The 25,760-nt window shown below is 41.8% G+C and carries 20 protein-coding genes and 1 riboswitch; of the genes, 5 read left to right on the top strand and 15 right to left on the bottom strand.

The window, feature by feature from the left end; genetic code table 11:
- Positions 1-27: 27 nt before the first annotated feature.
- From SB660_RS06585 to SB660_RS06535, 11 genes are all read right to left on the bottom strand, one after another.
- Positions 28-1,749, bottom strand: coding sequence for a pyruvate oxidase (locus SB660_RS06585; RefSeq protein WP_180309539.1), 1,722 nt, complete (start codon positions 1,747-1,749; stop codon positions 28-30).
- 70 nt (positions 1,750-1,819) lie between these two features.
- Positions 1,820-3,646 (bottom strand): APC family permease, encoded by a 1,827-nt coding sequence (locus SB660_RS06580; RefSeq protein WP_410581842.1) that lies wholly within the window; start codon positions 3,644-3,646, stop codon positions 1,820-1,822.
- A 112-nt stretch (positions 3,647-3,758) separates the two neighbouring features.
- Positions 3,759-3,903: riboswitch (cyclic di-AMP (ydaO/yuaA leader) on the bottom strand.
- A 69-nt stretch (positions 3,904-3,972) separates the two neighbouring features.
- Complete coding sequence (locus SB660_RS06575) at positions 3,973-6,060, bottom strand: cellulose biosynthesis cyclic di-GMP-binding regulatory protein BcsB (RefSeq protein WP_410581840.1); 2,088 nt, start codon at positions 6,058-6,060, stop codon at positions 3,973-3,975.
- 4 nt (positions 6,061-6,064) lie between these two features.
- On the bottom strand, positions 6,065-7,303 hold the full coding sequence (locus SB660_RS06570; protein ID WP_410581947.1) for a glycosyltransferase family 2 protein: 1,239 nt from the start codon (positions 7,301-7,303) through the stop codon (positions 6,065-6,067).
- A 22-nt stretch (positions 7,304-7,325) separates the two neighbouring features.
- The gene (locus SB660_RS06565; protein WP_410581838.1) at positions 7,326-9,041 is read right to left on the bottom strand and encodes a DUF2334 domain-containing protein; all 1,716 of its coding nucleotides are present in this window, start codon (positions 9,039-9,041) and stop codon (positions 7,326-7,328) included.
- On the bottom strand, positions 9,031-9,882 hold the full coding sequence (locus tag SB660_RS06560; RefSeq protein WP_410581836.1) for a GGDEF domain-containing protein: 852 nt from the start codon (positions 9,880-9,882) through the stop codon (positions 9,031-9,033). The genes SB660_RS06565 and SB660_RS06560 overlap by 11 nt, the downstream gene beginning before the upstream one ends.
- Positions 9,863-10,945 carry a glycosyl hydrolase family 8 gene (locus SB660_RS06555; protein WP_268497199.1) on the bottom strand — a complete coding sequence of 361 codons (1,083 nt, stop codon included), beginning with the start codon at positions 10,943-10,945 and terminating at the stop codon, positions 9,863-9,865. Before SB660_RS06555 ends, SB660_RS06560 begins: the two co-directional genes overlap by 20 nt.
- Positions 10,946-11,142: 197 nt before the next feature.
- Positions 11,143-13,329: a DNA topoisomerase III gene (locus SB660_RS06550; protein WP_058015361.1), complete on the bottom strand. Its 2,187-nt coding sequence runs from the start codon at positions 13,327-13,329 to the stop codon at positions 11,143-11,145.
- A gap of 72 nt (positions 13,330-13,401) precedes the next feature.
- The gene (locus tag SB660_RS06545) at positions 13,402-14,457 is read right to left on the bottom strand and encodes a tartrate dehydrogenase (protein WP_339164964.1); all 1,056 of its coding nucleotides are present in this window, start codon (positions 14,455-14,457) and stop codon (positions 13,402-13,404) included.
- A 98-nt stretch (positions 14,458-14,555) separates the two neighbouring features.
- Positions 14,556-15,488, bottom strand: a complete 933-nt coding sequence (locus SB660_RS06540; RefSeq protein WP_169057602.1) for a DMT family transporter — start codon at positions 15,486-15,488, stop codon at positions 14,556-14,558.
- Complete coding sequence (locus SB660_RS06535; RefSeq protein ID WP_306011741.1) at positions 15,478-16,305, bottom strand: AraC family transcriptional regulator; 828 nt, start codon at positions 16,303-16,305, stop codon at positions 15,478-15,480. The genes SB660_RS06540 and SB660_RS06535 overlap by 11 nt, the downstream gene beginning before the upstream one ends.
- 154 nt (positions 16,306-16,459) lie before the next feature.
- On the opposite strand from SB660_RS06535, the gene SB660_RS06530 reads away from it, so the two are divergent.
- Together SB660_RS06530 and SB660_RS06525 are read left to right on the top strand one after the other, a co-directional pair.
- Entirely contained in the window at positions 16,460-17,134 is a 675-nt protein-coding gene (locus SB660_RS06530; RefSeq protein ID WP_339164960.1) for a GntR family transcriptional regulator, read from the top strand.
- A 136-nt stretch (positions 17,135-17,270) separates the two neighbouring features.
- A complete protein-coding gene (locus SB660_RS06525) occupies positions 17,271-17,567 on the top strand; it encodes a DUF3817 domain-containing protein (protein WP_008347156.1) in 297 nt (98 codons plus the stop codon).
- Positions 17,568-17,738: 171 nt separating this feature from the next.
- Here SB660_RS06525 and SB660_RS06520 read toward each other — a convergent pair whose 3' ends face one another.
- Positions 17,739-19,988, bottom strand: a complete 2,250-nt coding sequence (locus tag SB660_RS06520; RefSeq protein WP_339164958.1) for a DUF3592 domain-containing protein — start codon at positions 19,986-19,988, stop codon at positions 17,739-17,741.
- A gap of 160 nt (positions 19,989-20,148) precedes the next feature.
- Here SB660_RS06520 and SB660_RS06515 point away from each other — a divergent pair, with 160 nt between their 5' ends.
- Together SB660_RS06515 and SB660_RS06510 are read left to right on the top strand one after the other, a co-directional pair.
- Positions 20,149-20,367, top strand: a complete 219-nt coding sequence (locus tag SB660_RS06515; RefSeq protein ID WP_058015356.1) for a hypothetical protein — start codon at positions 20,149-20,151, stop codon at positions 20,365-20,367.
- 13 nt (positions 20,368-20,380) lie between these two features.
- Positions 20,381-20,563, top strand: a complete 183-nt coding sequence (locus tag SB660_RS06510; RefSeq protein WP_061406788.1) for a FeoB-associated Cys-rich membrane protein — start codon at positions 20,381-20,383, stop codon at positions 20,561-20,563.
- A gap of 619 nt (positions 20,564-21,182) precedes the next feature.
- Here SB660_RS06510 and SB660_RS06505 read toward each other — a convergent pair.
- Positions 21,183-21,605: a pyridoxamine 5'-phosphate oxidase family protein gene (locus SB660_RS06505; RefSeq protein WP_180309555.1), complete on the bottom strand. Its 423-nt coding sequence runs from the start codon at positions 21,603-21,605 to the stop codon at positions 21,183-21,185.
- A gap of 290 nt (positions 21,606-21,895) precedes the next feature.
- Positions 21,896-22,765, bottom strand: a complete 870-nt coding sequence (locus SB660_RS06500) for an SDR family oxidoreductase (protein WP_058015353.1) — start codon at positions 22,763-22,765, stop codon at positions 21,896-21,898.
- Between the two features lie 154 nt (positions 22,766-22,919).
- Here SB660_RS06500 and SB660_RS06495 point away from each other — a divergent pair, with 154 nt between their 5' ends.
- Positions 22,920-23,531, top strand: coding sequence for a class I SAM-dependent methyltransferase (locus SB660_RS06495; protein ID WP_058015352.1), 612 nt, complete (start codon positions 22,920-22,922; stop codon positions 23,529-23,531).
- Positions 23,532-23,548: 17 nt separating this feature from the next.
- Here the strand turns inward: SB660_RS06495 and SB660_RS06490 are convergent, their stop codons facing one another.
- Positions 23,549-25,636: a BglG family transcription antiterminator gene (locus SB660_RS06490; RefSeq protein WP_339164953.1), complete on the bottom strand. Its 2,088-nt coding sequence runs from the start codon at positions 25,634-25,636 to the stop codon at positions 23,549-23,551.
- Positions 25,637-25,760 lie beyond the last annotated feature (124 nt).

Raw genomic sequence — 25,760 nt, 5'->3', positions numbered from 1 at the left:
CTTTTCAGAAGACCGACTACCTTTTGTTTAAAAAAAGCGTTTGAGGCTTTTCTTGAGTGGAGGGATATCCAGCTCACCTTTTTCAAAGAATTTTTTCAATAAATATTTACTGAAGCCTGCTGCTTGAGTGTAAGTAATTTTCCCAGGTAACGGAGGTTCATTGTCTACAGCGACATCAATAATGACTGGCTTATCGGATTGAAGGGCTGTATCAAAGGCTGGGGCTAATTCTTCATGTGATGACACGGAGATTCCTTTGCCGCCACATGCCTCTGCAAACTTAGCAAAATCAATATCCTCCAGCTCTATACCATAATTCATGTTTCCTTTTACCTGTTGCTCATATTCAATCATTCCTAAATTGTTGTTGTTTAAAATCACGACAACGATCGGCAGCTTATATTTTACAGCTGTCACAAAGTCTTGCATGACCATTGTGAAGCCCCCATCACCACATACGGCAATGGCTTGTCGGTTCGGTTCATTCAATTTAGCTGAAATCGCACCAGGTAAACCACACCCCATTGTGGCAAGCCAGCTGGAGATAATGAAATCCTGCTGTTTCATTTCAAAATGACGTGCCATCCATACCGTCACATTACCAACATCAACTGAAAGAATAGCGTCGGTCTCGACTGCTTCTTCTAGTCTAGCAATGACTTGCTGTGGTTTAATCGGTGAAGTAGCAACAGATTTTTCTTTATCCATTTCTTGTCGCCACTTCATCATATGCTCTGTACAAGCTTCAAGAAAGCCACGCTGCTCTTTATATTCAATGTAGGAAGTCAGTTCATGCAAACCACTCTTGCTGTCGCTCACGATTCCCACATCTACTGGATATCTTTTACCGATTTGATCTGGTTTAATATCCAGTTGAATGGCTGGCGTGTCCTCTGGTAAGTAGTCTCTATATGGAAAGGAGGTACCAAGCATAATTAAGAGATCACATTCTTCCATCGCTTCATATGCCGGCTTCGTTCCAATTTGACCTAGATTACCTAGAAAGTATGGATGTCTGTCTGGCACAACCCCTTTTGCAGGGAGTGTGATGACGATAGGAGCCGCTGCCTTTTCTGCAAATGAAAGAAGCTCTTCTTTTGCATGTCTTAATCCTTTACCTGCTAAGATGACCGGCTTCTTCGCATTATTAATTAGCTGAGCTGCTTTTAGCAGTTGATCTTTCTTCGGCCGTACTTCTCCCTCCACATAAAGAGGGGATGTATAAACGGGTTTACGCTTTATTTTTTGAGAAAATAAGTCATCCGATACGGTGAGAACTGCCACACCTTTATGGGTATAAGCTGCTTTGATGGCTTGATTCAATAAGTCAGGCAGCGCCTCTGCTGTCTGTACCTGCTGATTAAAAACAGCGACATCGTCAAACATCCGCTCCAATTTGATTTCTTGGAATGCATCTCTGCCTACTTCGGCTGAAGCAACCTGCCCTGCAATTGCTAAAACTGGTGCACCATCTGCTTTTGCATCATACAGTCCATTTAATAAGTGGACAGCACCCGGCCCAGCGATAGATAAGCAGACACCGAGTTTACCTGTTAGTTTCGCATCAGCTGCCGCTGAAAGTGCTGCCACTTCTTCATGTCTCGTTTGAATAAATTTTATTTGGCTTGATTCATGCCTAAGTTCTTCAATCAATTCGTTTATGCTGTCACCGGGCATTCCATAAATATGTTTCACGCCCCACTCTTCCAGTAGCGCTGTTACTTCTTTTCCTGCGGTTCTTTGCGGCATGTGAGAAAACTCCTTTTTTCTTACTCCATACCACCGCATCCTTTTGATCAAACGTTTCAACTTGCTCCTGCTACTTTTTAAAATGATAAGGCAGGGTTGCCACCACAATATCCCGCTTCCATAATAGGCGGAATCTTAATAAAAAGGCAGATTGATTATGCAAAATGGTGTGCCATCTTTTTTTCGGGATAAATTGAGGTACAAGCACCATCACTTTGTATAGATGCGCATTTGCTTTTGCCTCAATGGTTTCAAGAAATTTATCAAGCGGGTGTATGAGGCTTCGATAGGACGAATGAAGCAACACAAGTCGTACACCGCTATTAAGTTTTTCCCAATCCTCTTCAATTTTCTTATCCTTCTCTTTATCAAAGGATACATGAACCGCTATGACTTGCTCTGACAAAGACTTTGCATATTGAACAGATTGTTCGACAACACGCGTCACACCCGCTATAGGTACGATGACCACATTTCCTTTAATCTCAACAGGCTCTGTTTCATTCATTAAACGCAATTGTTCCCCAACAGACAGGTAATGCTTTTTAATGGAATGGAAGATAAATAGTACGATAGGCAGGAAAACAAATACTGGCCATACGAGATGGAACTTGGTCAAAATGAGAATCATGAAAACTGTAAAGGAAATCAATGCTCCGACGATATTGATTGGCATTTTCGTTTTCCAGCCCTGCGGTTTTTCACGAATCCACTTCACACACATGCCGGTCTGCGACAGGGTAAATGGAATAAACACACCTACAGCATATAGCGGGATAAGATGTTCTGTTTTTCCATCAAACAACCAGATGAGCAGCATAGAGGCTACGCCTAGAAAGATAATGCCGTTAGAGTAACCAAGCCGGTCTCCTCTTACAGTAAACATACGCGGCATATACTTATCCTTTGCTAAATTCACAGCCAATAACGGAAAGGCTGAAAAGCCGGTATTTGCCGCTAATATTAGGATTAGCGCTGTGACTGCCTGAATGACGTAATAGAAAAACGTACGTCCAAAAGTGTCTGATGCAATTTGTGATACAACCGTTTCTTCTGGCTTTGGCGAGATGCCGAAACCAAACGCAAGCAATGTGACTCCCACAAATAAAACAGCTAGTAATCCACCCATCATCAATAATGTTCTTGCTGCATTTTGAGCAGCCGGTTTTTTAAAGGATGGAATGGTATTTGAAATGGCTTCTACTCCAGTCAGAGCAGAACAGCCAGATGAAAAAGCTTTTAATAAAAGAAATAATGTAATGCCTTGTACGTGTGTGCCTACTGCTGTATGCTCAGGTGCTGGTGGTACGCCTCCTGTTAATAATTTAAAGCCGCCTACTCCAATTAAGATAAGGAGTGAAAATACAAACAAGTATACAGGATAAGCCAGAATAGATGCCGATTCTGTCAATCCACGAAGATTGAGCACCATAATCACAATGACCAACACAATTGAGATCAAGACATGATATGGATATAGTGCTGGAAAAGCTGATGTGATGGCATCAGTACCAGCTGATATGCTCACCGCTACAGTCAAAATATAGTCTACAAGCAATGATCCACCAGCGATCAATCCTGGTTTTTCACCTAGGTTTCTGCTAGAGACGACATATGCCCCGCCGCCTTCTGGATAAGCATAAATGATCTGGCGGTAAGATAGAATTAACGCCATTAAAAGAATTAATACACAACCTGCAATCGGGAGTGAGTACCAAAATGCTGCTGCACTAACGACAGAAAGAACAATTAAGATTTGTTCTGTACCATATGCAACTGATGACAATGCGTCTGATGACAATAATGCCAATGCTTTGATTTTTGATAGTTTTTGTTCTCCTGCTGCCTGTGATTTTAATGGTTTACCAATTAAAATACGCTTCATCAAACTGTACATGTGATGCCCGCTCCTTTAGTGTCAAACGATTTAAGTTGCAAAAGATGGATCGCCAAAAAGACACAGAGGCAATAGAATGCCCCTGTGCCTATTCTTTAGATCACAGGTTGGTCTTTGCTCTCTTTAACGCTTACGAGGTTAGCTGACGGATTCGGGCGCATGAGACTTTGCCCTACCTAAAAAGGATTCACCCCACGTGGTGCTTCACACCACAATTGGTTCCCCCGCTCATCGAAATGATTCAGCGATTGGTCTTTTATAAAAGAGATCATACTCCCGTTTGACACCAAAGTAAAGAGATTTTTTCGAGGTCTTTTGACCGTTTATTAATCAGTCTTTTTGCGGTTTTTTCGTACGAAATAAACAATCATCACAACGACAAAAATGATCAGTACAGCGATACATGCAAAATAAACCCAAGACTCACCGCCGCCTTGCTTTTCACCTTTTTTCATATCATTTTTTGCATTGCTGACTGTTTGGTTGTTAGAGAACATATCTTTGTTCTTGCTTTCTATTGCAACTGTAGCGGTCTCCGTATTTGTTTGAAGGAATCGAATCACTTCATTTGATATATCAGCGTCAGCTGCCGTCATTCCTGAAAAAACGGTCATGGTTTGTTCTTTATTCCATACAGATGGCTGCGTCCATACAATACGAGCTGTTGTTTCGTTGATCATGCCAAATGAGGATACATCATATTGACCCTTTTTCGCTGGAACGATGAGATCGTCTGCTTTTTCTTTTAAAAGAGAGAATGTCTGGATGCCCCCGAAGAAAATCAGAGAGTTCTTTTTCAATTGTTCATCTGTCACATTCGATGCTTCGACCAAATGATAGTGAGCAGCTTCCGGTTGACTAAATGATTCGGTCAGCAATGCCATTTGATTGATTGATGCTTGAGTAATTTGATCTGGCATAATGATCAATGTGTTTCCTTGCTGCATTTCCGAAGTGTAAGGGAGCGGCCATGCAGCTAAGTCGGGTGTATCAGTAGATGTTCCTTCTGGTATTTGAAGAGAGCTGTTCTTATCAATGTAAATCCAGCCTTCTTCATCCGTATGTCTACAAGATTCCATGTTTTTAAAACCTGTTGTGACAAACTGTAAGTCCACATATTCATTCTTTTGAAGTACTTGTGAATCTACTGGAATCGACACATGATAGAATCCATTCTCATCTTTGTTTCCTAGTTTTGTTAACGGTACGTCGTGCGGTTCGTTATTGATCATCACTGTTAGACGTTCCGCTTTGTTCGATGGATCTGATTTTTTAAATGCTAGATTTAGTTTTGCACCTGATTTTTGTTGAGCCATTAATGCTTTCGGATAATAGTAATGATCAGATGCTGTCTTTGTGGTTCCAACTCTGACATCATCTGCGCCAAAATCTATTAAACGAATATGATGAGATGGCTTAGAAGCACTAGCTGTCACCTTTTGCAGCAGCAAGTCGGTTCCAGTGAGCTGACCTGTCAGTTCTGGCTGAGTCAAAACATTGATTTTTTCAGCAATTGTCTTTGGCTGCTCAGCAGTGACAAATAAAATGGGTTGTTCTTTTTTCTTTGCTGTCAGGGTTCTCACCGCTAACGTCAGTTGATCGCCTTCTGTTTTAATTCCAGCCGCTTGCTCGATCGATTTCATTCGTCCATTCCAGCTTCCTTTTGCTCCCACAGCAATGATTGGATGTGCAATTTGCTCGACGTCCTTTTCTTGAACGAGTTTGAGGTCTGCTAGGCGGTCTTTGTTTTTCAACGTACGATATACTTTCATGGCCGCTTCTAATTCAGCCGCTTCTGGTCTATTCGGAATCACAATATCTGTTTGTTCTTCCTGATCACTTGATGGAATAAATGGTGAAGGAAAGCTGTCTAACGTCACGTCTTTCGTTTGAACTCCTTTGAACGCCAGCTCACTTTCAGGATATACTTTCAGCCAATTGGCAGGCGTCTCTTGATTGATACACACACCTTCTTTTAACACACCATAAAATGCGAGTTGAATTTGATGAGATCCTTTTTTCAATTGCGCTTTATTCAATTTGATTTGTATCGATTTTTTTGCATTTTTTCCTGATACAGGGATCGTTTTTTCAATCTCTCCATCAATCATCACTGTGAAAGACGATGGCGATATGAGTAATGGTGAAGCCTCTATATTTAATGTAAGAGTGCTAGACTCTACTTTTTCTTTCTCCATTTGATAGGAAAATTCAGTGCGGTCTTCTTGACCATACAAGGTTACCACATCTTCTGATAGATGCTGCGTGTCTGTTTGATTCCCTTTTGATGAGTGAACCCAATCGTCTTTCACTTGTACTCGATTGGATTGCGCCATTGCTTGACTTGCCATGAAAAAAGGCTGAATGGCAAGGGATAGCACTAATATAAAAAACATCCATTTGACCGATTTCAATTTGTCACCCGCTTTTCTTTTGTTGTTGATCGTAACGCTCTGTTTTGTACCATTTCACTTCTTGTTTCAATAATCGGCTCTTCACCTCTACACATAAGGAGTACACGACAAGCGCAATCCATACTTGAGAATAAGTGAAGTACATGAGAACCACTATGAGAATATTTTGTTTAGTGAGCTCTGTTTTCTCAATACTTAATGTAATCATCACTTCTGTTAGAAAGAGGAAGAAGGCTAATCCCCAAAGGATCAGTGCGACAGCCCCTACAGATAAGTGAAGGTCAACAAATAGGTTTACAATAAAGATGCCATTTGAGAGCAGAACACCGAAGAAAAATAAGAAATACGTAAAGAAGAAATAAAACAAATCAAAAATCATTCGTTTTCGTTTCAGCTTCATAAACTGTCTTAAAAATTTAAGAACAACATATTGATTCCCTCTAGCCCAGCGCGTTCTTTGCCGCCACCAGACCTTCCATGTCTCAGGCTCTTGCTCCCACGTGATCGCAGCTGGGAAAAATCGAATCACATAGCCAAGGTTATACACACGGATCGTTAATTCGGTATCCTCGGCCAAAGCTTGGACATCCCAGCCGCCGAGCTCTTCTAAAATGTGCCGGCGGATGGCGAAGTTGGTACCTGGTATTGTCGCAATCCCAAACCATTTCCATCTCCCGCCCTGCGCCATCCATTGAAAACAGATGGTCTCAATATTAATAAATTTGGTCAGCAAATTTTTGGCTGCATTGATCACCCTGAATTTCCCGACAACAGCGCCTGCTTTTGCGTCATTTAATAATCCAAGAACCAAATAATAGACAGCCTTTGGTTCAGGCATATTATCTGCATCGTATACGCAAATCACTTCTCCTGTTGAAGCCTTCAAGCCTTCATTCAGTGCAGTGGATTTCCCTTTCCCTGCAAATGGCGGCTTCGTTTCAATCATATGAACATGATCATATTGCTCTCTAAATGATTGCACAATCTCTCCTGTGCGATCAGAGGAATTGTCATTAATCACAATGATTTCAAGGAGGTGTTTAGGATAAGATAACTGAACCATCGCTTTTAATGTCTGCCGAATGACGACCTCTTCATTATGAGCAGGAATCAGAATACTGACGGTTGGCAGATCCTTCCCTTGTTTCGTCCATTTAGGCAGCACTTTTTCATAGGTCAGGTAATGCTGAAAGCCGCCCTGCATAAGAAACATGTGGTATAGGAGCATGATCCAAATAAGCATTAATGAAAGATAAAATAAGACATCAGCCACCTAATTTTCTCTCCTTAAAAATTCGTTTTTTCATTGTCAGTCTTAAATACAATGTGTATAAAGCAAATGCCGCAATAAACAGCATGACCACGACCGTGAGAATTCTCAGCACATTTTCCATACCACTTCGTTTGACAGTTTTTGTTTCGGCGATGTTGGATTGCTCTACTTGAATATGTCCATTTCCGGATGTTTGAATTTTGACATGTGCAGTTTGGACCGTCTGTTTTGTTTTCTTTATATCCAGCCAATCGCTAGAAGGGATTGCCTCCATCTGTGTGATTACATCCTGTAACCCTGCTATCCCCAACTCCACGTCATAGGACAGCCCCATTGCGGCTGATTGCAGATGCTGCACGGATTGAATCGTCTGTTCTATTAAAACATTTGAACTTTTTTGGTCAGACGCTTGCTCAAATTGCCGCTGAGGATATAAGGTCATGCCGTGTAACATGGCAGGAGACGTCACGAGCGGCGATGCACCGACTGATTTCCAAGTGCGGTCTGACAGCTGCACCTGTCCAAATAGACTGGACACATGCTTTGAAATCACTTCATACCCTTGTTGAGATATCGCATCATGCGGCACCTCGAACCCAAGAGGATATAAGCCTTGACTAGCAAGAAGCTCAATGCCCTTTGTCAGTTTTTCTTCTGTATAGGCGATTTCTTGCTGCTGATACGATTTGGTATACGTATAAAAGTCTTTTTCATTTGGGAATTGGCTTTTACTTTGTTTCTTCTCAGCATTTTTGGGTTCATTTGTCGTGATGGGCTGATCATATTTTGCATCCCAGAACTCAAATCCCTGACCAGATTCCTCCGTTCGATACGTACGGCTAAAGCCATGAAGAATGATACTCGCTCCATTTTCTTGCAATTGTTTTAAAACACTCACAAGTTTCGGGCGGTCACTCAGTGTGACTTCATCACCTGTTGCCCGATTTATCCAAGCAGGGGTCACTGCAATCTGATAAGGAATATGCTGTGCGGATACGTATTGTCCAAGTTCAAGCAGCTTTTTCTCGTCACTTGCTGGACTGATGTTCCCGAGCATTAAGTATTTTGTCGTCATTTGCACAGAAGATGGCATGTATTTTTCTAGCACTTCTGCAAGAAGCTTGTTGTGCTGCACAACATCTAAGATACCGATATATGCCGCACCTTCTTTTGTTTGAGTCACAAATGGTTGATCAGATTGAGGTTTCTTCACTAGAAATTCATTTTTCAAGTCTGCCCCTCGAACCGTTAACACATTGATACTTCTCTCTAACTGACGATATGTCTGATCATGTGTATGTTTCACTTGACTGATATGATCTTGTTTGTGAAAAGTAAGCTTAGAGAATGGGCGAAGCTGTTCCGCATTGTATCCAATGGCGATAAATTGCTGTGATTCGTTCATCGCACGAATCGTTTCTTTTGACAAGGTTCTCTTTATTTCACCAAGATAAATGACTTGCTGAAATTCATTAACCCTCTTTTCAGCCAAATATTCATCAGATACAATCGTCGTCTGTTTTGAAAAATGACCGGCGAGTAGATCCAGCATATGAACGGCCGGAGTCACTTCCCCCGATGGTGTAGAATAAACGATCAGTGTATTTGGCTGCGTGACTAGCGCATCCGCTGAAGTAATGTGTTTAAACGAAAGAATCGAAAAAAACGTGATCATCAAACAACATTTCATCAAAGAATTAAAGCTCATTCATCATCATCTCTTTTTCTAGTTCTTCTAAAAACTGCTCCGGCGAACGATAATCCGAGCTGCTTGTTAAATGACAGACATGAAATGTCAAGATCACTTCACGACCGTTTAATAGGACATGCGTTTGCAGTTTATCCTTTAGCTTTTCAAGAACAACTGACACATTTTCTTCTGGTGTATGAGTTAGCAGCAAGCCCATTCGTTCTTCAGATAGCCGAAATTTCTTATCGGTTTCTCTTACGCTTTCGCGGATCTTGAGACTTAATTGCTGAAATAGGTGCTTCATTTCTTTTTCTCCATATAACGATTTGAATTCCGCTGCGTAATTCATATGAAGAAGGATAAAGACAAATGGCTGTTTGTACCGTTCTGCCCGTTTCATTTCCTCGGATAATTCGAGCTTCATCCGCTCAGCATTGTCAAATCCTGTTGTCGAGTCAATCGCCACAAATTGTTTGATGGCCTGCTTTTGTTGTTCAATGGTGTGACGCAGCGTATTGATCCGTTCATGCAAGCTTCCCGCTGAAATAGCGAAAAAAAGAAGTGCTACGCCCCAAATCACTACATCTTGCAATGTTTGATTTGAAAAAAGAGCATTTTCATGACCAAGCTCTGTAAAGAACATGGCGCTTCCTATAAAGAACAAAATCAGCAAGGTGAAAATTAATGCTGGTAGGATACCAAATAAAATACCGCAGCCTAACACGACAAATGTCAGTGCGATGATCATAAAGCTCTCCGCATCTTGTACGTTGAGGTAGCCCATAAACAAAATAAGGCCTGCAAACGTGAGGAGCAGAGAATAGTACAAGCGATACGTGTTACTGAACAACCGATTCATTTAAAAGCTCCCTTTCTGCAATTAGAGGCAATAAGTTATCAAACGAGTGAGTCTCTTTTTCGTTCATGTATCCTCCGTAATAAGGCTTAAGAGGATCTTGGGTTTGTAATTCTTTCATACGGTGATAGACCGTCTTTGCGAATTTCAGCTCGTTTTGTTTAAGGGCATACAAAATGACGAGTGCATATACCGAAGGCGATTCATATGTGACAGATGGCTGCAATGTGCTCAGCTTATATCTCCCATACAGTTTTCCTTCTTGTTTAAACGACGTTTTCAGCCATTTCATGATCGCGGACGTATTCACCTTTGCATGGTATGCATGTAAAGCTGTATAAAGTTGATCGATCATATTAATTTCTTGATCGAATGAATAGGTTTTTTTCTTTATGTCATAGGACTTAGGAAAGAATCCTTTTTTTCTCGGTGCTTGTTTTAGAATGGCTAATTGGTTACTGGTCATTTGTTTCGTGAATATGTGGAGGGATTCCAATTCTTTGATTGCTTTTGGGTCTATATAAGAGAGAGTGATTGTGTGCGAAGTTCGATTTGTTGATGCATCATAATAATCGGACAATATGCCTTTGAACATGTTTTTTTCTTTTAACGCTTGAGCGATTTCTTTTGCTGTCGTTTGATACGCTGACTTTTTCCACAAACGATTTGCCTTTTGAAGTACCGTCACTACACGTAAATCATCAACTAAAGCATTAGCCTTACTTTTTTGTTCAGATTCAATTTGCCAGCTGAGAAGACGATGGTCTAGTAAAAATTGATCTTGTAGAACATCCAACTGTTGGTCAAATAAATTTTGATCTTTTTTTCGAACAAGATAATCCATCCAAAGCCCAAGTGATTCAGATAAGTAAATATGCTCCTCTGCAAAGGAGGTACGAATCAACCCTTGATCTGTCATTAAGTGGTGAGTGATAAAATATTCACCAGGTAAAACGGGCTGTGGTGATACTGGATCAGCTGATTCTTTCTGCTGCCTCCAGGTACATCCGCCTAGTAGAATGACAATGACTAAAACAATTGCTGTACGATATATGCGTGTATGCATTCGTGTCCCCTTTCAACTCACCGTTCTCTAAACATCTAACGATTTATTATAGAGCGTTTTTGCTTAAATTTAAATAAATATTTTATACCAAATTACGAGTCTTTTCGCATATTCATTCCCATTTTCAGAAAAACAGCATGTCAATATACTTGATAATACTGAAAAACCCATGCGTTTCCGCATGGGTTTTTATAGAACTATTGATCTAATTTTAATTTCTTTAATTGTTCAGCTAGTGCGTTATTAATTGGTTCTTCCACTTTCTTTTGTTTCTTCATATATTTAGACACATCGTGCTTACTGGCTTTCTTTTGATTGGATTGAGATTTGCGTTTTTCGAAGACAGACAGCTTTTCTCTATGGCCGCATACACAAGCAAAGATTTTACCATCACCTTCTCCGCGCAGTTCGAGCTTTTTATGACAGTTCGGGCAGCGTGCATTTGTTTTCTTTGCCACATTTTTACGATGGCCGCATTCTCGGTCCTGACAGACGAGCATCGTGCCATGTTTTCCATTCACTTTCAGCATGAGTTTACCGCAGTCTGGACAATGGGTGCCAGTGACATTGTCATGCTTAAAGGTTTGGTTCGTCTGTTTGATTTCAGATACGGCTTGTTTGGCATACGATTTCATTTCACTCATGAATTGAGAAGCTTTCAATTGCCCTTTGGCGATTTTAGAAAGCTTTTGTTCCCATTCCGCTGTTAATGCAGGTGACTTTAAGTCTTCAGGCACTAACGAGAGCAGCTGCTTCCCTTTTGATGTGATAAAAATGTCTTTGCCCTTTTTCTCGATTAAGAAGCTATTGAACAGCTTTTCAATAATATCCGCTCTTGTTGCTACTGTCCCTAGACCACCTGTTTCACCAAGGGTTTTCACTAAGTCCTTTTCCTCGTTCTGCATAAATGCCGCTGGGTTTTCCATAGCAGATAATAGGGTCGCTTCATTAAAACGTGCAGGAGGCTTCGTTTCTCCTCTTGTTTCTTTCAGCTGTCGTACGTCTAGTGACTGTCCTTCTGAAAGCAGCGGCAAATGTTGATCTGCCTCGGCTGATTCCTCTTCTTCATATGAATCATCGTACACGGCTTTCCAGCCAGCAGCTTGCACGGTTTTCCCTTTTGCTGTGAACGTTTCACTGCCTATTTTGGTGATCACCGTTGTTTCCTCATACTCAAAAGGATTCATGAGTACAGCAAGGAATCGTTTGGCAATGAGGTCATATAATTTACGCTCTTTATCGCTTAATACTCCTGGGTACAGCTCTTCCTCGGTTGGAATAATCGCATGGTGATCTGACACTTTGGCATCATTGACGAAGCCTTTGTGCGCTTTCACACCTGATTGTAAAATCCGGTTCACATGCTGCGTGTATGGTCTGACGTTCATTCCTTTTAAACGATCTTTTAATGTAGGAACGATATCCGCTGAAATAAATCGTGAATCTGTACGTGGATATGTGACAAGCTTATGCTGCTCATACAATCGCTGAAGCGTAGATAATGTTTCTTTGGCTGAGAAGCCATAGCGTTTATGTGCATCACGCTGCAATTCAGTCAGATCGTACAGTCCCGGCGCGAAAGCTTTTTTCGCTGTTTTTTTCAACGCATCAACCACTGCTGGTTTTCCTTCGCAGGCTGCCAAGCGCTCTTTGATCACACTCTCTTGGAATGTCCGGTTTTGCTTTGTTTTGGCATCCTGCCATGTCAAAGTCAGTCCATCTACTTGTGCAGTCAATCCATAGAACGGCTTTGGCTGAAATTGTTGAATGTCTTCTTCTCGTTTGGCGATCATGGCGATCGTTGGTGTTTGCACCCGTCCGCAGGAAAGCTGTGCATTGAACTTCGTTGTCAGCGCTCTTGTTGCGTTGATGCCGACAATCCAGTCTGCCTCTGCACGTGCAACGGCTGAGCGATACAAGTTATCGTATTCTTTGCCGTCTTTTAAACGTTTGAAGCCTTCTTGAATGGCTTTGTCCGTGACAGATGAGATCCATAGTCGTTTCAAAGGCTTTTTCACATGCGCTTTTTCAAGAATCCATCGTGCGACAAGCTCCCCTTCACGTCCAGCATCTGTTGCGATGACAATGTCTTTGACATCTTTTCTCGCAAGCTGCGCTTTCACTGCTTGGAATTGTTTGCCTGTCTTTTTCATCACCACAAGCTTAAGCGGTTCGGGAATGATGGGTAAATCCTCTAAACGCCAGGATTGAAACTCTTTTCCGTAGCCTTCAGGATCAGCCAGTGTGACCAAATGGCCAAGCGCCCATGTCACAATGTATTGATCTCCTTCTAAAAAGCCATTTCCTTTTTTATGACACTTCAGCACACGTGCAAGATCACGTCCAACCGAAGGTTTCTCTGCTAATACAACTGTTTTTGACACTAGATTTCACATCTCTTTCTTCTATCCATCCTTTTATTATAGCAGACGTGAAGATGCGGTTCTAATGACGGATTATTTCTTCAATCGTTTGATGATTTCATTCGTGACTTCTTGCGTTTGATAGGCGCCGCCGATGTCTGCTGTTAAAAAGCCATCTGCTGTGACTGATTCGATGGTTTCGAGTAGATGGGTGCCCAGTTCTTCCTCTCCGAAATGATCCAGCATCAATTTAGCGGTCCAGATTTGACCAATCGGGTTGGCAATTCCTTTTCCAGCAATGTCTGGAGCTGAGCCGTGTACAGGTTCAAACATGGATGGGTATTTGCCATTTACATTGATGTTGGCGGCAGGCGCTACGCCAATACTTCCCATAATGGCTGCCCCAAGGTCTGTCAAAATATCACCAAACAAATTACTGGCAACAATCACATCGAATTTTTCTGGTCTTGTTACAAAGAAGGCTGAGAGCGCGTCAATGTGCTGTGAGTCTGCTGTCACCTCTGGATAATCCTTTGCTACGTCTTGAAACACTTCATCCCAAAAAGGCATGGTATGAACGATCCCATTCGATTTCGTTGCACTCGTCACATGCTTTCGCCTTTTTTCTGCTAATTGAAAGGCAAAACGCATCGCACGCTCTGTCCCTTTTCTTGAGAACACTGCATTTTGAACAGCAAGCTGATCTTCTCCTTGATAAATACGGCCTCCAATTTCACTATATTCACCTTCACCGTTTTCTCTGACAACTAAAAGATCGAAATCCTTTGGCTGAGCAAGCGGTGAGCGAATGCCGCTCAGCTGTTTTGCAGGTCTGACGTTTATCACTTGCTCAAATTCCCGCCTAATCTTAATAAGCAGTCCCCAAAGTGATACGTGATCCGGCACTAAATTGGCATCTCCGACAGCCCCTAAGAAAATGCTGTCAAAGGCTTTCAATTGATGTAATCCATCCTTTGGCAGCATCTCGCCATGCTCTAAATAATATTCACAGCTCCACGGAAAATCCTGAAAAGTAAACGACAGACCGCCATGTACTTCTGATACCGCTTCCAAAACTCGTATCGCTTCAGGTACAACTTCCTTCCCAACCCCGTCACCTGGTATCGCCGCAATTGAAACATGCTTCATTCATTTCTCCCCCTTTATTGTCGGTCGACCGTCGACCGTTTAAATTTGAGTTTACTAGAGAGTACATGTTCTTTCAATGGATAAAGGCGCTTTTTTAATCAAAGCGCCTGTTTATCCTGCAAAAGCTTCGAGGGTTTCTCCTTCTTCCTCCCCGTACCTTTTTTATCTGAAAGCAGCAGTCCGCCTAAGGTCAGTGCCGTTCCGAGTGCTGACATGAGGGTCAATCTCTCATGAAGAACGATCATTGAAATGACCATCGTAATAATAGGAACGCCATAAATATACACACTCGCTTTCACCACACCGAGCGTTTTCACTGAAAAGCTCCATGTGAGAAAACAAATGGCAGATGCAAACAGGCCTAAAAACAATAAGTGAAAGGCAAACGACGGCGTCGTCAATCGCTCCCAGTCTATACGAATCTTAAAATGCCAAATTAGGGGAAGCATCCAGAGCAAGCCGTAAAAAAAGACACGTCTCGTCACTTGAATGATATGGTATCCATATTGGTTAATGATTTTCGATAAAATAGAATAGAAGGCCCAGACAATGGTCGCCGTTAATGCTAGCGCATCACCGATTGGATTCAATTGGAACGTCGTCATTCCATTAAAGCTAATCAGTACAATTCCTGTCATCGCGATGAAAAAGCCTATGAAAAACCGGCGATGCAAAGGCTCATCTTTCAATAAAAAATAAGCCAATAAAAATGAGAAGAATGGTACAACTGAGCTGATGACACCTGCATTCGAAGCGAACGTATAGGTGAGTGCGACATTTTCTAAAAAATAGTATAAGACCACACCACATAACCCTGCGAGCGCAAACATCGCTTCATGCTTTTTACGTTGCACCTTCATGGTGATCGGATAGATCAACATCAGAGCGAGATATCCAATAAAAAACCGGAAAAATAATATTTCTGTTGGTGAAAAAGCCGTTAACAATATTTTGGTTGAGATAAAGGTCGATCCCCATAGAAAAATGGTGAATATGGCCGCTAGATGACCAAGAAGCTGGTTATTTTTCATCTACTGTTACCTGCTTTGCAAAAATGTACTGATATTGCCCTGGTGTGAGCCCAATAAATTCTGAAAAAAAATGACTCAAATGACTTTGATCAGAAAAACCGGCGGAGACTGCCGCATCTACAGGCTTCACTCCTCGTGAGAGAAGCTCCTTCGCATAATTCACTCTCACTGTCTGTAAATAACGATACGGTGTGATCCCTCTGTACTTTGTAAAAGCTCGCAGAAGAGAGTATTTGTTCATGGACACTAGCTCTCCTAAGTCGTCTAACGATATATTTTCCGTAAGGTGTGTTTCAATATATTGCTGTACGTCTTGGACTTTCTGTTCGGCAGCATGCGCTGCTGATGCTTTTTCCTCTGATGTATCAGCGTAGGCTTCAATCAGCTGCTTCATAAAGAAATAAAACGTTTCCTGTTTATTCAAAGCTGGGGCTTCTTCTGTAATCATTTGATGAAGATCATATAATGACTTTGTCAGTTCACTTTGTGAAAACACAGGGGCTTTAAAATGTGGTTTGTACTGAAATATCTTCTCTATTACATCTGCTTCTATATTTAAACAGCGATAATCTAATGTCCTGTGATCCATCTGCTCGCATGCGTGATTGTCATATGGATTAAAAAGAAGGATGTCTCCCTTTTCAATGATGTATTCTTCATTTTGGCAAATCAAACGTCTTTGACCATCTTCAATAAATCCAATCACATAGTATGTATGAAAATGATTCGGGAACTTTTGCATGATGCCATGAAAGCGATACGCCTCTATTTGCAAGTCCTGATCAAAATGTACCGTTCGTTCTTCTTGTGTTTTCATGTCGATCCCCTCTTTCACTGAACTGATCATTAGTGTAGCACACCCTTTTTCTCTTGCATTGTACGATATTGACTTTTCCGATGCAGGCTTGCCTAGAGGGAAAAACTTGGATAACATGAGACAAAAGATGATGTGTAAATGAGGGAAGGACAGAATGAATTCATTCGAGATGGAAAGACCAGCACCATACCATATGCAATTTTATGAACAGCTGAAGCAAATGATTTTTGATGGACAGTTTCAGCCAGGCGAACGCATCAATGAAACACAGCTTGCCAAACAATTTGGTGTAAGCCGTTCACCGGTGAGAGAGGCGATGAGGCTTTTAGAAAAAGATGAGCTCTTGATCGCTGACCATCGGTCGGGCTACTCTGTTTATACGTTAACAGAAAAAGATGTCGAGGAGCTTTATCAAATTCGGATCGCCCTAGAAACACTTGCTGTAGAGCTTGCATGCAAGGAGGCCGCGCCAAGAGAGCTGGATGAAATTGAGCAGGTTCTTACGCAGGCAGACGAAGCAATCAAACAGCAGCTGCCATCTAAAGACATCGTCCAGCTACATGAAGCCTTTCATCAAAAAATCATTCTAGCGAGCCACAATCACCGCTTATATAAACAATTGAATCATGTGAATGCACTCATTCATTTTTGCCGTATCTTTCATTTTAGCGGCGGGGCGCGTGCTGAGACGATTCAAATAGAGCATGCTGCCATTTATTCTGAAATGAAGGAACGCCGCTCCACAGAAGCCGTTCAAGCGATGACGAATCATTTGTTACATGATGTGATGCACTTAAAGCAAGTACTCTCTGAAACAAAGAAGGATTAAGTGATTTTTCCTTTTTCCCATTTTTTAAGCATTACATGAACATATTTTGAATTTTTCGTAGATTTCAGCATGTCCTGACGATCTTTCGTTTATATTAGAAGATGAGAAACTAGCTTTTATACAGGAGGATTTGTATATGCATACAAGTATTAGCCGTCTTCGACAGGCGGGTTTTATTGAGGGTATGTCTCTTTTGACCCTTCTTTTAATTGCCATGCCTCTGAAATATTTTGCGGATATTCCGATGGCAGTCACCATTGTAGGCTCTCTTCATGGCGCATTGTTTGTCATCTATATGCTTATTTTGGCATATGTGACCTTTAAAGTTCGCTGGCATTTGAAATGGTCGATCGCTGGTTTTTTTGCGGCTTTCATTCCTTTCGGCAACTTCGCCTATGATAAGGTGCTCCGCCAGTATGATACAAAAGCTTAATCAAAAAGGGCTAAAACGACATTCGTTTTAGCCCTTTTTCTTCTTTTCAGCGTGATAGAAAACCTTTGCAGCCCTAGGTAGGACGGCTACTTTTGCGGAGCGAATTTGACATTCGTGAGCACCAGCACGCAGGACTGAATGCGAGGGTTTGTCTACACACTGAAGTATTTTTTAAATCGATGCATATTTCACAATGGCTGCTTGACGCGTCATTTCGTGATATGCCACCCATAATTCATCACCCGGCAGTACGCTAGTGATTGGATCGATTGGCTGTTTCACTTCATACATGATGCCATCTCTCTCAATCTGAATGATCGCTAGCGGCTGGTTGCCGATGACACCAGCAAATGCGACATGGGTCACTTTTGCACCTCCTTGTTTCTCTTGCATGAGGCTGATTTCTTTATCCAGCTCTTCTTGTTTTGTCTGCATCGTGATTTGAGTTCCTGGCGCGACCTCCATATGATCAGGGATGAATTGACTGACCGTTTTTGTGATGGACTGATTCCCGCTAGAAACCGTCACATCCAGCATGATCGGCTTCTGACCATGAATCGTGACTGGATATTGCTTCACCCGCTGGATGGTTCCTGTTAATGTTACGTCTTTCCCCGATCGATTTCGCACTTCATGGCCATAGGCTGCCATTTTCAACTGACCGCTGATGTCGACGAGATCGGCTTTCTCTCCTGTTCTAAATTCAAAACCAGCGGCTTGAATCATTGGAAGGGTATACCTTTTCTGATCTGCTTCAAATGTAAGCGATAAGACAGTGCCTCGTCCTACGGTTCCATATGATTCTACATCTCTTAAAACAGCTCCTTTGATAAACTTTGGCTCACTTGTCTTTGAGAAGTCCCCCTCTTTTAAGAGCATCGCCTTTTTCTTCTTCGGATTGTAGAGAACGGGAATACGCTGACCCGGCTGCGGTATCTGCGTATAGGATACAACCGTTTTAGCCGTCTTCTCGATGTTTTCCCCATCATATTGAAATTGCAGCTGCATTTTGACAAGCGGCTGTTCGTTGATGTAGGTACCCGTTTCTTTGACAGATACAATATTGGCTTCTAATGTGACACTGTCCTTGATCTTATTCTTTCTCACCAGTCTCAAAATCGGCGGCAGGAAGATGGCTAGCACAAATAACAGCAGTGGAATAAACAGCCAAATCGCCCAGTTGAGAATGAGCGGTCCGCCTTTCATGACATATTGCATAAAGGTGTCAACAGACGTTTGGTGAGCAGGACTTGCGTTTTCGATTGAGATGACTTTTTGCAAAGGAAATTCCTTTAGCTGTTTGCTTTTCGTCTCAAATGCACCCGTTAATTGATTTTCGAATGAATAATAGATCCAATCGCTTTTCACATTTTTATTGAAAGAGAGTCCTTCTCTTTGTAAAGTTTCATATGAAAACGACTGAAAAAGCTTGGTGACAGACGTTGTCTTATTCGTGCGATGGTTATAAATATAACCAGTCAGCTTGCCTTTTGCTTCGTCCTTTGCTGTAGAGCCTGCAAGAAGAACTTCTTCTTCATTAAGCTGGTAGATAAAGGTTTGATAAATCGGTTTTGGCGTTGGGACGACTTCCCCAAGCCTTCCCTCTGCATTCACTTTCCTTGGTCTTTTTGGATAGTTAGATTCGACAGCGACTGCGAAGTTTTGGGATGTTCCGATCGTTTTTTCCAGCTGCTTCTCCACTTTATCTTCAATGAGGCTAAATGGTTCAGCGTTTTTGGAGACATACACCCCAAGCTGGTTCTTATCGTTTGAGACTCCGCTGACATACGCCTTCTGATCATTTTTCAAAGTCAATTCAAATATAGGAATAGGCGTCTGCCCTCTAAAGGAATTCATGACGACATCGATGGAAACGGGTCTTGCTGGCAGTTTTAGCTCGTTGAGATTGTGCACATGAAACTGACCATTCTTTAGCTCACCAAGGACCGCAACGGTACCTTCCATTTCCCCTGTAAACACAAGCCGCCCATTCCATTGATATGTATTCGTTTTTAAAAACGAGGGTATCTGTAGATTTTGCTTAACGAGCTCTTTCTTTTCCCCGCTCGGCGTTAGTTTCTCGATCAACAGCTGCCCCTCTTTATTTTTTAAAGCAAGTAAGAGGTTGTTCCCTTGAATGGATGGCAGCATTTCATTAAACGTATCGCTTTCCGTGGTCCATTCACTGATTCTTTTTCCTGATTGAGGATCATACATTCCAAAATGGAGCTGCTGGTCTTTTGATACAGCACTCACCACTCGTTTCCCTTCATCAAATGTAAATATTTGTTTGATGTCATATTGCGTTGCTTTCCCTGCTGACAAATCACCTTGGTAATGATTCCACACCAAGACACTAAGAATGATTGCTGGAATAAAGAAGACAATATACCTGAGGAAAATCACTGGTATTCTTTTCACTTGATCGCTTCCTTTCATGAGGTTCCTTTATCTTGTACGTTAGTGCAGCGAGAATGTTTCATGCTAGAAGAATACCATTCCAACTTTCCAAATCCATATTTTACAAACTTGGTTGTTTGCGATAAAATCCAATCAGATTCGAAAAAAGGATGTTATCTCAATGGATAAGCTATCATCGATCATTCTAGCGGCTTGGCTGCGTGTTCCTCGTTGGTTCAAGCAATGGGTGCTTGTATCCATTTCCATTTTCTTTTTTTATATGTGTTTTGTAAAGGGGCTGACTAGCTGGCACACCTTGCCGCCTGTCACTTTGCTCTCATGTGTGATTGCTTCCTTCATCATTTGGCTGATGTGGCTTAAAGGTCAAAAAAATAAATGAAATGGGGAAAATCATGAAAGAATCCATCAGTTATTTTGCTATCTCTTTTGTTCTGCAATGGGTTTGGTTTGGCATCGTGCACCCAAATAAAGGCGTGACACTCCTAGACATGTTCATCTTTTCTATTTTGTTTGCGGTGATGTTCTTCTTTATTCGGAGGATTTGGCAGTATCAGAAGAAAGGCCGAAGTGAGTGATCATGAAGCCCGCCTTGTTCACTGTTATCACCTGTGCGATCATTGGCCTATTTTTGATGTCGAAGCCTTTTGAAGCGGACGCTATGCGTTTGGTTTCTACCTTCATTTTCCCTTTTATTGGGCTTGTTGGTTTCGGGTTCCTATTGTTTAACCCAATGAAAAAGGCTGCCAAATAGATGGCAGCCTTTTCTTTACTCTTTTCATGCAAATAAATAATCAATGTTTAATCTCCGTTATGGAGTGTATGAATTAAGATTCGATCATATCAGTGTGTCATATGTGTTCCGAATGAACCTACGTTTGAAAGTAAACGCCATGGAAGTTCTGGATAACAAGACAACGAAAGCCCTACCTCTCATTCGTCCTTACGGCTCCGAAGCCGTGCCAGTGTGAATTGTAAATCAAAACGTCTTTTTTCCACTCTTCCGCTTTTATAGGGGGCGGGTGCAGAAGGAAAAGAATAAGTTTGCTCGCTTTGACAGCGTCTCGTTCTTATCTAGTAGAAGCTCTATTGCTTCTCATTATGTCATAGAAAAAAGAAAGTTTACTTTCTTTATTTATTTGCTTATTTCAACACTTAATACCATATTATAACACGTTCCCCCAGCTTACGCAAGTGTTAAAGTGATAATTCTGCTGGTGTACGGCTTCCTTCATTCATGTAACGAATGGAGGTTGGATCAATCTTCAGAATCACTAGGTTCGGATCATCTTTTCCTTTAAACCATTTCTCCATTTCCTCAGACCAAAGGCGGTCGATTAGTTCTGGATCGTCGGTTAATGTGGCGGTGCCTTCGATTTCTGCATACGTATCACCGAATCCTTCACCTGAATAACCAATGAGAATATGGACGTTCGGATTTTTTTCAATTTCATCTGCTTTATGTGTTTCTTTGCTTGTTGGTGTATATAATGTCAGTCCCTCATGGAAAAAAGTCATGTAGCGGGTATGCGGTTTATCCTGTTCAACAGTCGCCAGTGTTCCGACCTTTTGTTCATCTAATAGGCTTAATACCTTTTGTTTTAATTCTTCTTGTGACATATCGTTTCACTCCTTCAAATTTCATCCGTACTCTTAGGTTTCCACGACAATCCATTCATTAAACAAAGAAATGTGTTTTTCATAAAAAGAGAGCTTCTGGCTGATGCTATAGAAAACAGGCTCAATGAAGGGAGAAGTTGAACATGCATCATGAAACGATGTTCCATTTAAGTTCACTTGTCATTGCGGCAGTTGTTGTGGGCATTATCGTATGGTCTGTCTCATCTGTGCAGAAGAATCGCAAGAAATACTAAAGACACCGCCCAATCAGGTGGGCGGTGCGCTATTGATCATGTATTCATAAAGGAACCGCCGTTGACGTGTAGTGTTTGTCCTGTCATATAAGACGATTCGTCAGAAGCAAGCAGTACATAGCAGCCAACATGCTCTACAGGCTGTCCTGGTCTTCCCATTGGGGTTTCTGCCCCGAAGCTTTCCACACTATCCTCATCAAATGTAGATGGAATAAGCGGCGTCCAAATTGGACCTGGCGCTACACCGTTCACCCGAATTCCATCTTTCACAAGCGACTGTGCCATAGAACGCGTAAAGCCGTTGATGGCCCCTTTTGTCGCCGTATAATCAATCAGCACTTTGTTGCCTCGATATGGGTTAATGGAAGTTGTATTAATAATTGAACTTCCTGGTTTTAAGTAATCCAGTGCTTTCTTCGTAAAATAAAAATAAGAATAGAAGTTGGTTCTAAAGGTTTGGTGAAGCTGTTCACTAGAAATATCCTGAATCCGTTCTTTCGGGTGCTGTTCAGCCGCATTATTCACTAAAATATCTAATTGCCCAAAGGCTTCAACTGTTTTTTCTACCGCTTTCTCGCAAAATGCTTCGTCACCGACATCTCCTGCAATCGTTAAACATTTGACGCCTTCCTGTTCTACGCGCTTTTGCGTATCCTTTGCATCCTCATGTTCATTTAAGTACACAATGGCGACGTGTGCCCCTTCTTTTGCATAGGCAACAGATACAGCACGTCCAATTCCACTATCTCCGCCTGTAATCAATGCAACTTTCCCTTTAAGCTTGCCAGACCCTTGATATGATTCATCCTCAAAGATCGGCGCAGGGTTCATTTCCCTTTCACTGCCTGGCTGCTGATTCTGCGTTTGGCGCGGAATGCCATTTGTTAAATATTCACGTAAATCCATGAGTAAGCTCCTCCTTGATTTGTTGATGTATCCTTTCATTACCACCTCATTTTTTCACTCAAACATCCCTATGCGGCACAGATGCGTTTTGAAAATCGGCATGTTTCAAGATGGATAAAATCGGTTACATGATCAATAAAAAGGAGCGTCTCAAATGCTGTCAACCATTTCGAAAACCTTTAGCAAACCAAAAGGCTGGCTCGGAAGCATCGCAGGCTTCATTATGGCAAAAGAAAATAAAGCGTTGAATCAGTGGGCGATCCAGCACTTAGATCTGACAGATGGTGAAAACATTTTGGAAATCGGCTATGGGCCCGGCTACAGCATCAAGCATATGCTTAAGCATTATAAAGATCTTCATATAGATGGGCTAGATGCTTCCTCGACCATGCAGGAGCAAGCACAGTCCCGCGTCAGCAAACGGTCAAAGGACAAACAAGTCCGACTGTATGTAGGAAAAATTGAGAAAACACGTTTGCCGGGAGAGCAGTATGACAAAGTGCTGTCTGTGAACAACTTTACGATTTGGGATGATCCAAAGACTGGCCTGCTCAACCTTTATCACACGTTGAAACCCGGCGGAAAGCTCGTCATTGTGATGCAGCCAAGAGAAAAAGGTGCTGATGCGAGCCGGACAAAAGAGATGGGTGAACATATATTGAATGATCTACAGTTTGCAGGGTTTGACCATTTTTCTGTTGAGTATGAGGAAATTCGTCCAACGCTTGCTGTCTGTGTCACAGCCAAAAAGCCGAGAAACGAATAAGCTCTCGGCTTTTTTTCTTACCATTTTGCTTCTTTTACAAATTGATAGAACAGCTGATGCAATTTCTGTTCAATGTCTTCCTTTGATCCATGACCATAAAGCGTCATGCTTTCCTCACTTTCAATGATAGATGAACTGATCAGACTAAACATTTCTGACCCTTCCTTGCCTAGCTCTTGCGGCGCCAGCATCATGAGCATTCGTGACATCTGCTGCTGCCCGCCGTCCATGCTTTTCACCTCGTATGCCTGATCAAGATCATACATATGAAAGATTGGTTCCTTGATGAATGCATGCTTTAAATGAAAAAGAGCAAATTCTGTACCTGGAATTCCTAAACCGCCTTGCTGTTCACGTTCTAGTAAACCGCTTGCTACCTCATCCGCATGTGTGATAAACCCTTCATCTTCAAGCTGACGAAGCAGCTGCCTGATTGTAGCCTCATGCTGCGGCATTGCCTTTCTATTTTCGATGGTAAAATGGGACAGGATGCTGCGAATAACAGACATGTAATTCGTCACCTGCTCTGCAACCGCCATCATATTAACGGATTCTTGTACCGGTTCTTTGGCAGCTTCTTTCATCCTTTTTTTCTCGATCATATAAGGAATCTTTCGTTTAATATGAGCCTTCACACGCATAGCATCATCCTCGTTTAAGAGCGGACTGACCATGATGTAATCGATATGCTCATATGGGATAGGGACGGTCGAGACAATCATGTCATAGCTTGATGCATCGATTTCTTTTAGTTCCATCAAGGAAGACAGATCAAATTCGGCGATCTCCGGCAATTCTTTTTTTAAACGAGATGCGAGCATTTTCGACGAACCGATGCCGCTTGAGCACACGACCAATGCATGAATGTTCGTTTCTTCTTTTTTGATTTCAAGCACTGAACCAAAGTGAAGCACAATAAAGGCGATTTCATCCTCTGGAAATTCGATCTCTGGAAAGAAACGCTCGACTCCTTCTTCAATTGCCATGAAAAGCAAAAAGTAGTCCTTTTTAATTTGTTGTGTAAGTGGATTATAGATTCTCATCTTTTCCTTTAAACGGTTCATGGCAGGTTCGAGATGAGACACGAGTCCCTCATACAATGAATCATTCTCATTTAAATGGTAGCCGGTTTTATTTGAAATAAAATCAATGAGCTTCTTCGTTCTAATTGCGATATCCAGCTCGATTTCATCAATACGGTATTCTGCCCCAAAGCTGCGGTTTGCACTGCGCAGATGGATGGTCATATATCCAACTTCCGCTTCTGGGATCTCGACATTAAACATGCGTTCAAGCGCTCTTGCGATTCGCAGTGATGATTCAAATTCTTTCGTCCGCTTTAGTTCAAGTAGCTCTTCCTCTTCCATGCGAATGGTTTCGCCAAGCTGAATCCGTTCAATGGCATAGGTTAAGTGAACGACAAGCGCAATATAGGCGCTATCAGATAAAGAGAGTGACAGTCTATTTTTTAAATGAAAGAGCAGTCTTTCTACCTTAAGCAGCTGCCCTCTGCTGACAACGCCAAACACCTTTTCCGTCGCTTTCGTTCGATGCTTGATATTCATTTCAATTGTTTCTAAAAATAATTGAATATCGAGCCGGTCGACAATGAGGTTGCCGACAATCTTTCGTTTCGCTTCCTCCGGTCCTTTTAATTCAATGCCATACCCGCGTTTTCGGATCAGTTGCAAACCGTAAGGCGCGATCCACTCCGTCAGTTCATCTAAGTCATAGCTGATGGTCGCATTTGTGACCTGCAAATCGGCAGCGAGTGTATATAATTTCACCGGTTCCTTTGCTTCAAGCAGCGCACATAGGATTAAGAGCTTCCGTTCGTCAGAGCTATATTCAATTTGATCCTCATTTGACATATGAGCAAGAAGCCGCTGTTTATCCTCCTGTTCACCGACTGCCTTCAAGCCTTTCCCCGGCTGTTTATCTAGTGAAAGGTCATAATTCTTTAATATGGGTTTAATCGATTTTAGTTCTCTATGAATCGTTCTTGTACTCACCTGAACAGAATCGGCTATCTCACGAATGGTGACATAACGATTTTGCTGAATGATGTATTTGATGATCTTCTGTTCTCGTGCCGTTATGTACATGAAATGCCTCCCTCTGCAAAAATAGGTCTATTGTCACACCTTAATATAAAACGCTTTCAACAAACGATGCAATCTTAAGTTGATCTGACTTTGGCACATCAGCTGTGACAAAATTAAATACAAC

This window comes from Bacillus sp. SIMBA_005 (assembly GCF_046535585.1).
Lineage (GTDB): Bacteria > Bacillota > Bacilli > Bacillales > Bacillaceae > Bacillus > Bacillus pumilus.
This window is presented reverse-complemented; position numbering and strand designations above follow the sequence as displayed.

Coding starts and splice junctions, on each gene's coding strand:
- SB660_RS06570 (WP_410581947.1), bottom strand. CDS start 7,303: ATGCTTATTTGGATCATGCTCCTATACCACATGTTTCTTATGCAGGGC.
- SB660_RS06580 (WP_410581842.1), bottom strand. CDS start 3,646: ATGTACAGTTTGATGAAGCGTATTTTAATTGGTAAACCATTAAAATCA.
- SB660_RS06525 (WP_008347156.1), top strand. CDS start 17,271: ATGCATACAAGTATTAGCCGTCTTCGACAGGCGGGTTTTATTGAGGGT.
- SB660_RS06505 (WP_180309555.1), bottom strand. CDS start 21,605: ATGTCACAAGAAGAATTAAAACAAAAGGTATTAAGCCTATTAGATGAA.
- SB660_RS06540 (WP_169057602.1), bottom strand. CDS start 15,488: ATGAAAAATAACCAGCTTCTTGGTCATCTAGCGGCCATATTCACCATT.
- SB660_RS06530 (WP_339164960.1), top strand. CDS start 16,460: ATGAATTCATTCGAGATGGAAAGACCAGCACCATACCATATGCAATTT.
- SB660_RS06495 (WP_058015352.1), top strand. CDS start 22,920: ATGCTGTCAACCATTTCGAAAACCTTTAGCAAACCAAAAGGCTGGCTC.
- SB660_RS06545 (WP_339164964.1), bottom strand. CDS start 14,457: ATGAAGCATGTTTCAATTGCGGCGATACCAGGTGACGGGGTTGGGAAG.
- SB660_RS06500 (WP_058015353.1), bottom strand. CDS start 22,765: ATGGATTTACGTGAATATTTAACAAATGGCATTCCGCGCCAAACGCAG.
- SB660_RS06555 (WP_268497199.1), bottom strand. CDS start 10,945: ATGCATACACGCATATATCGTACAGCAATTGTTTTAGTCATTGTCATT.
- SB660_RS06560 (WP_410581836.1), bottom strand. CDS start 9,882: ATGAATCGGTTGTTCAGTAACACGTATCGCTTGTACTATTCTCTGCTC.
- SB660_RS06565 (WP_410581838.1), bottom strand. CDS start 9,041: ATGAGCTTTAATTCTTTGATGAAATGTTGTTTGATGATCACGTTTTTT.
- SB660_RS06585 (WP_180309539.1), bottom strand. CDS start 1,749: ATGCCGCAAAGAACCGCAGGAAAAGAAGTAACAGCGCTACTGGAAGAG.
- SB660_RS06510 (WP_061406788.1), top strand. CDS start 20,381: ATGAAAGAATCCATCAGTTATTTTGCTATCTCTTTTGTTCTGCAATGG.
- SB660_RS06515 (WP_058015356.1), top strand. CDS start 20,149: ATGGATAAGCTATCATCGATCATTCTAGCGGCTTGGCTGCGTGTTCCT.
- SB660_RS06490 (WP_339164953.1), bottom strand. CDS start 25,636: ATGTACATAACGGCACGAGAACAGAAGATCATCAAATACATCATTCAG.
- SB660_RS06535 (WP_306011741.1), bottom strand. CDS start 16,305: ATGAAAACACAAGAAGAACGAACGGTACATTTTGATCAGGACTTGCAA.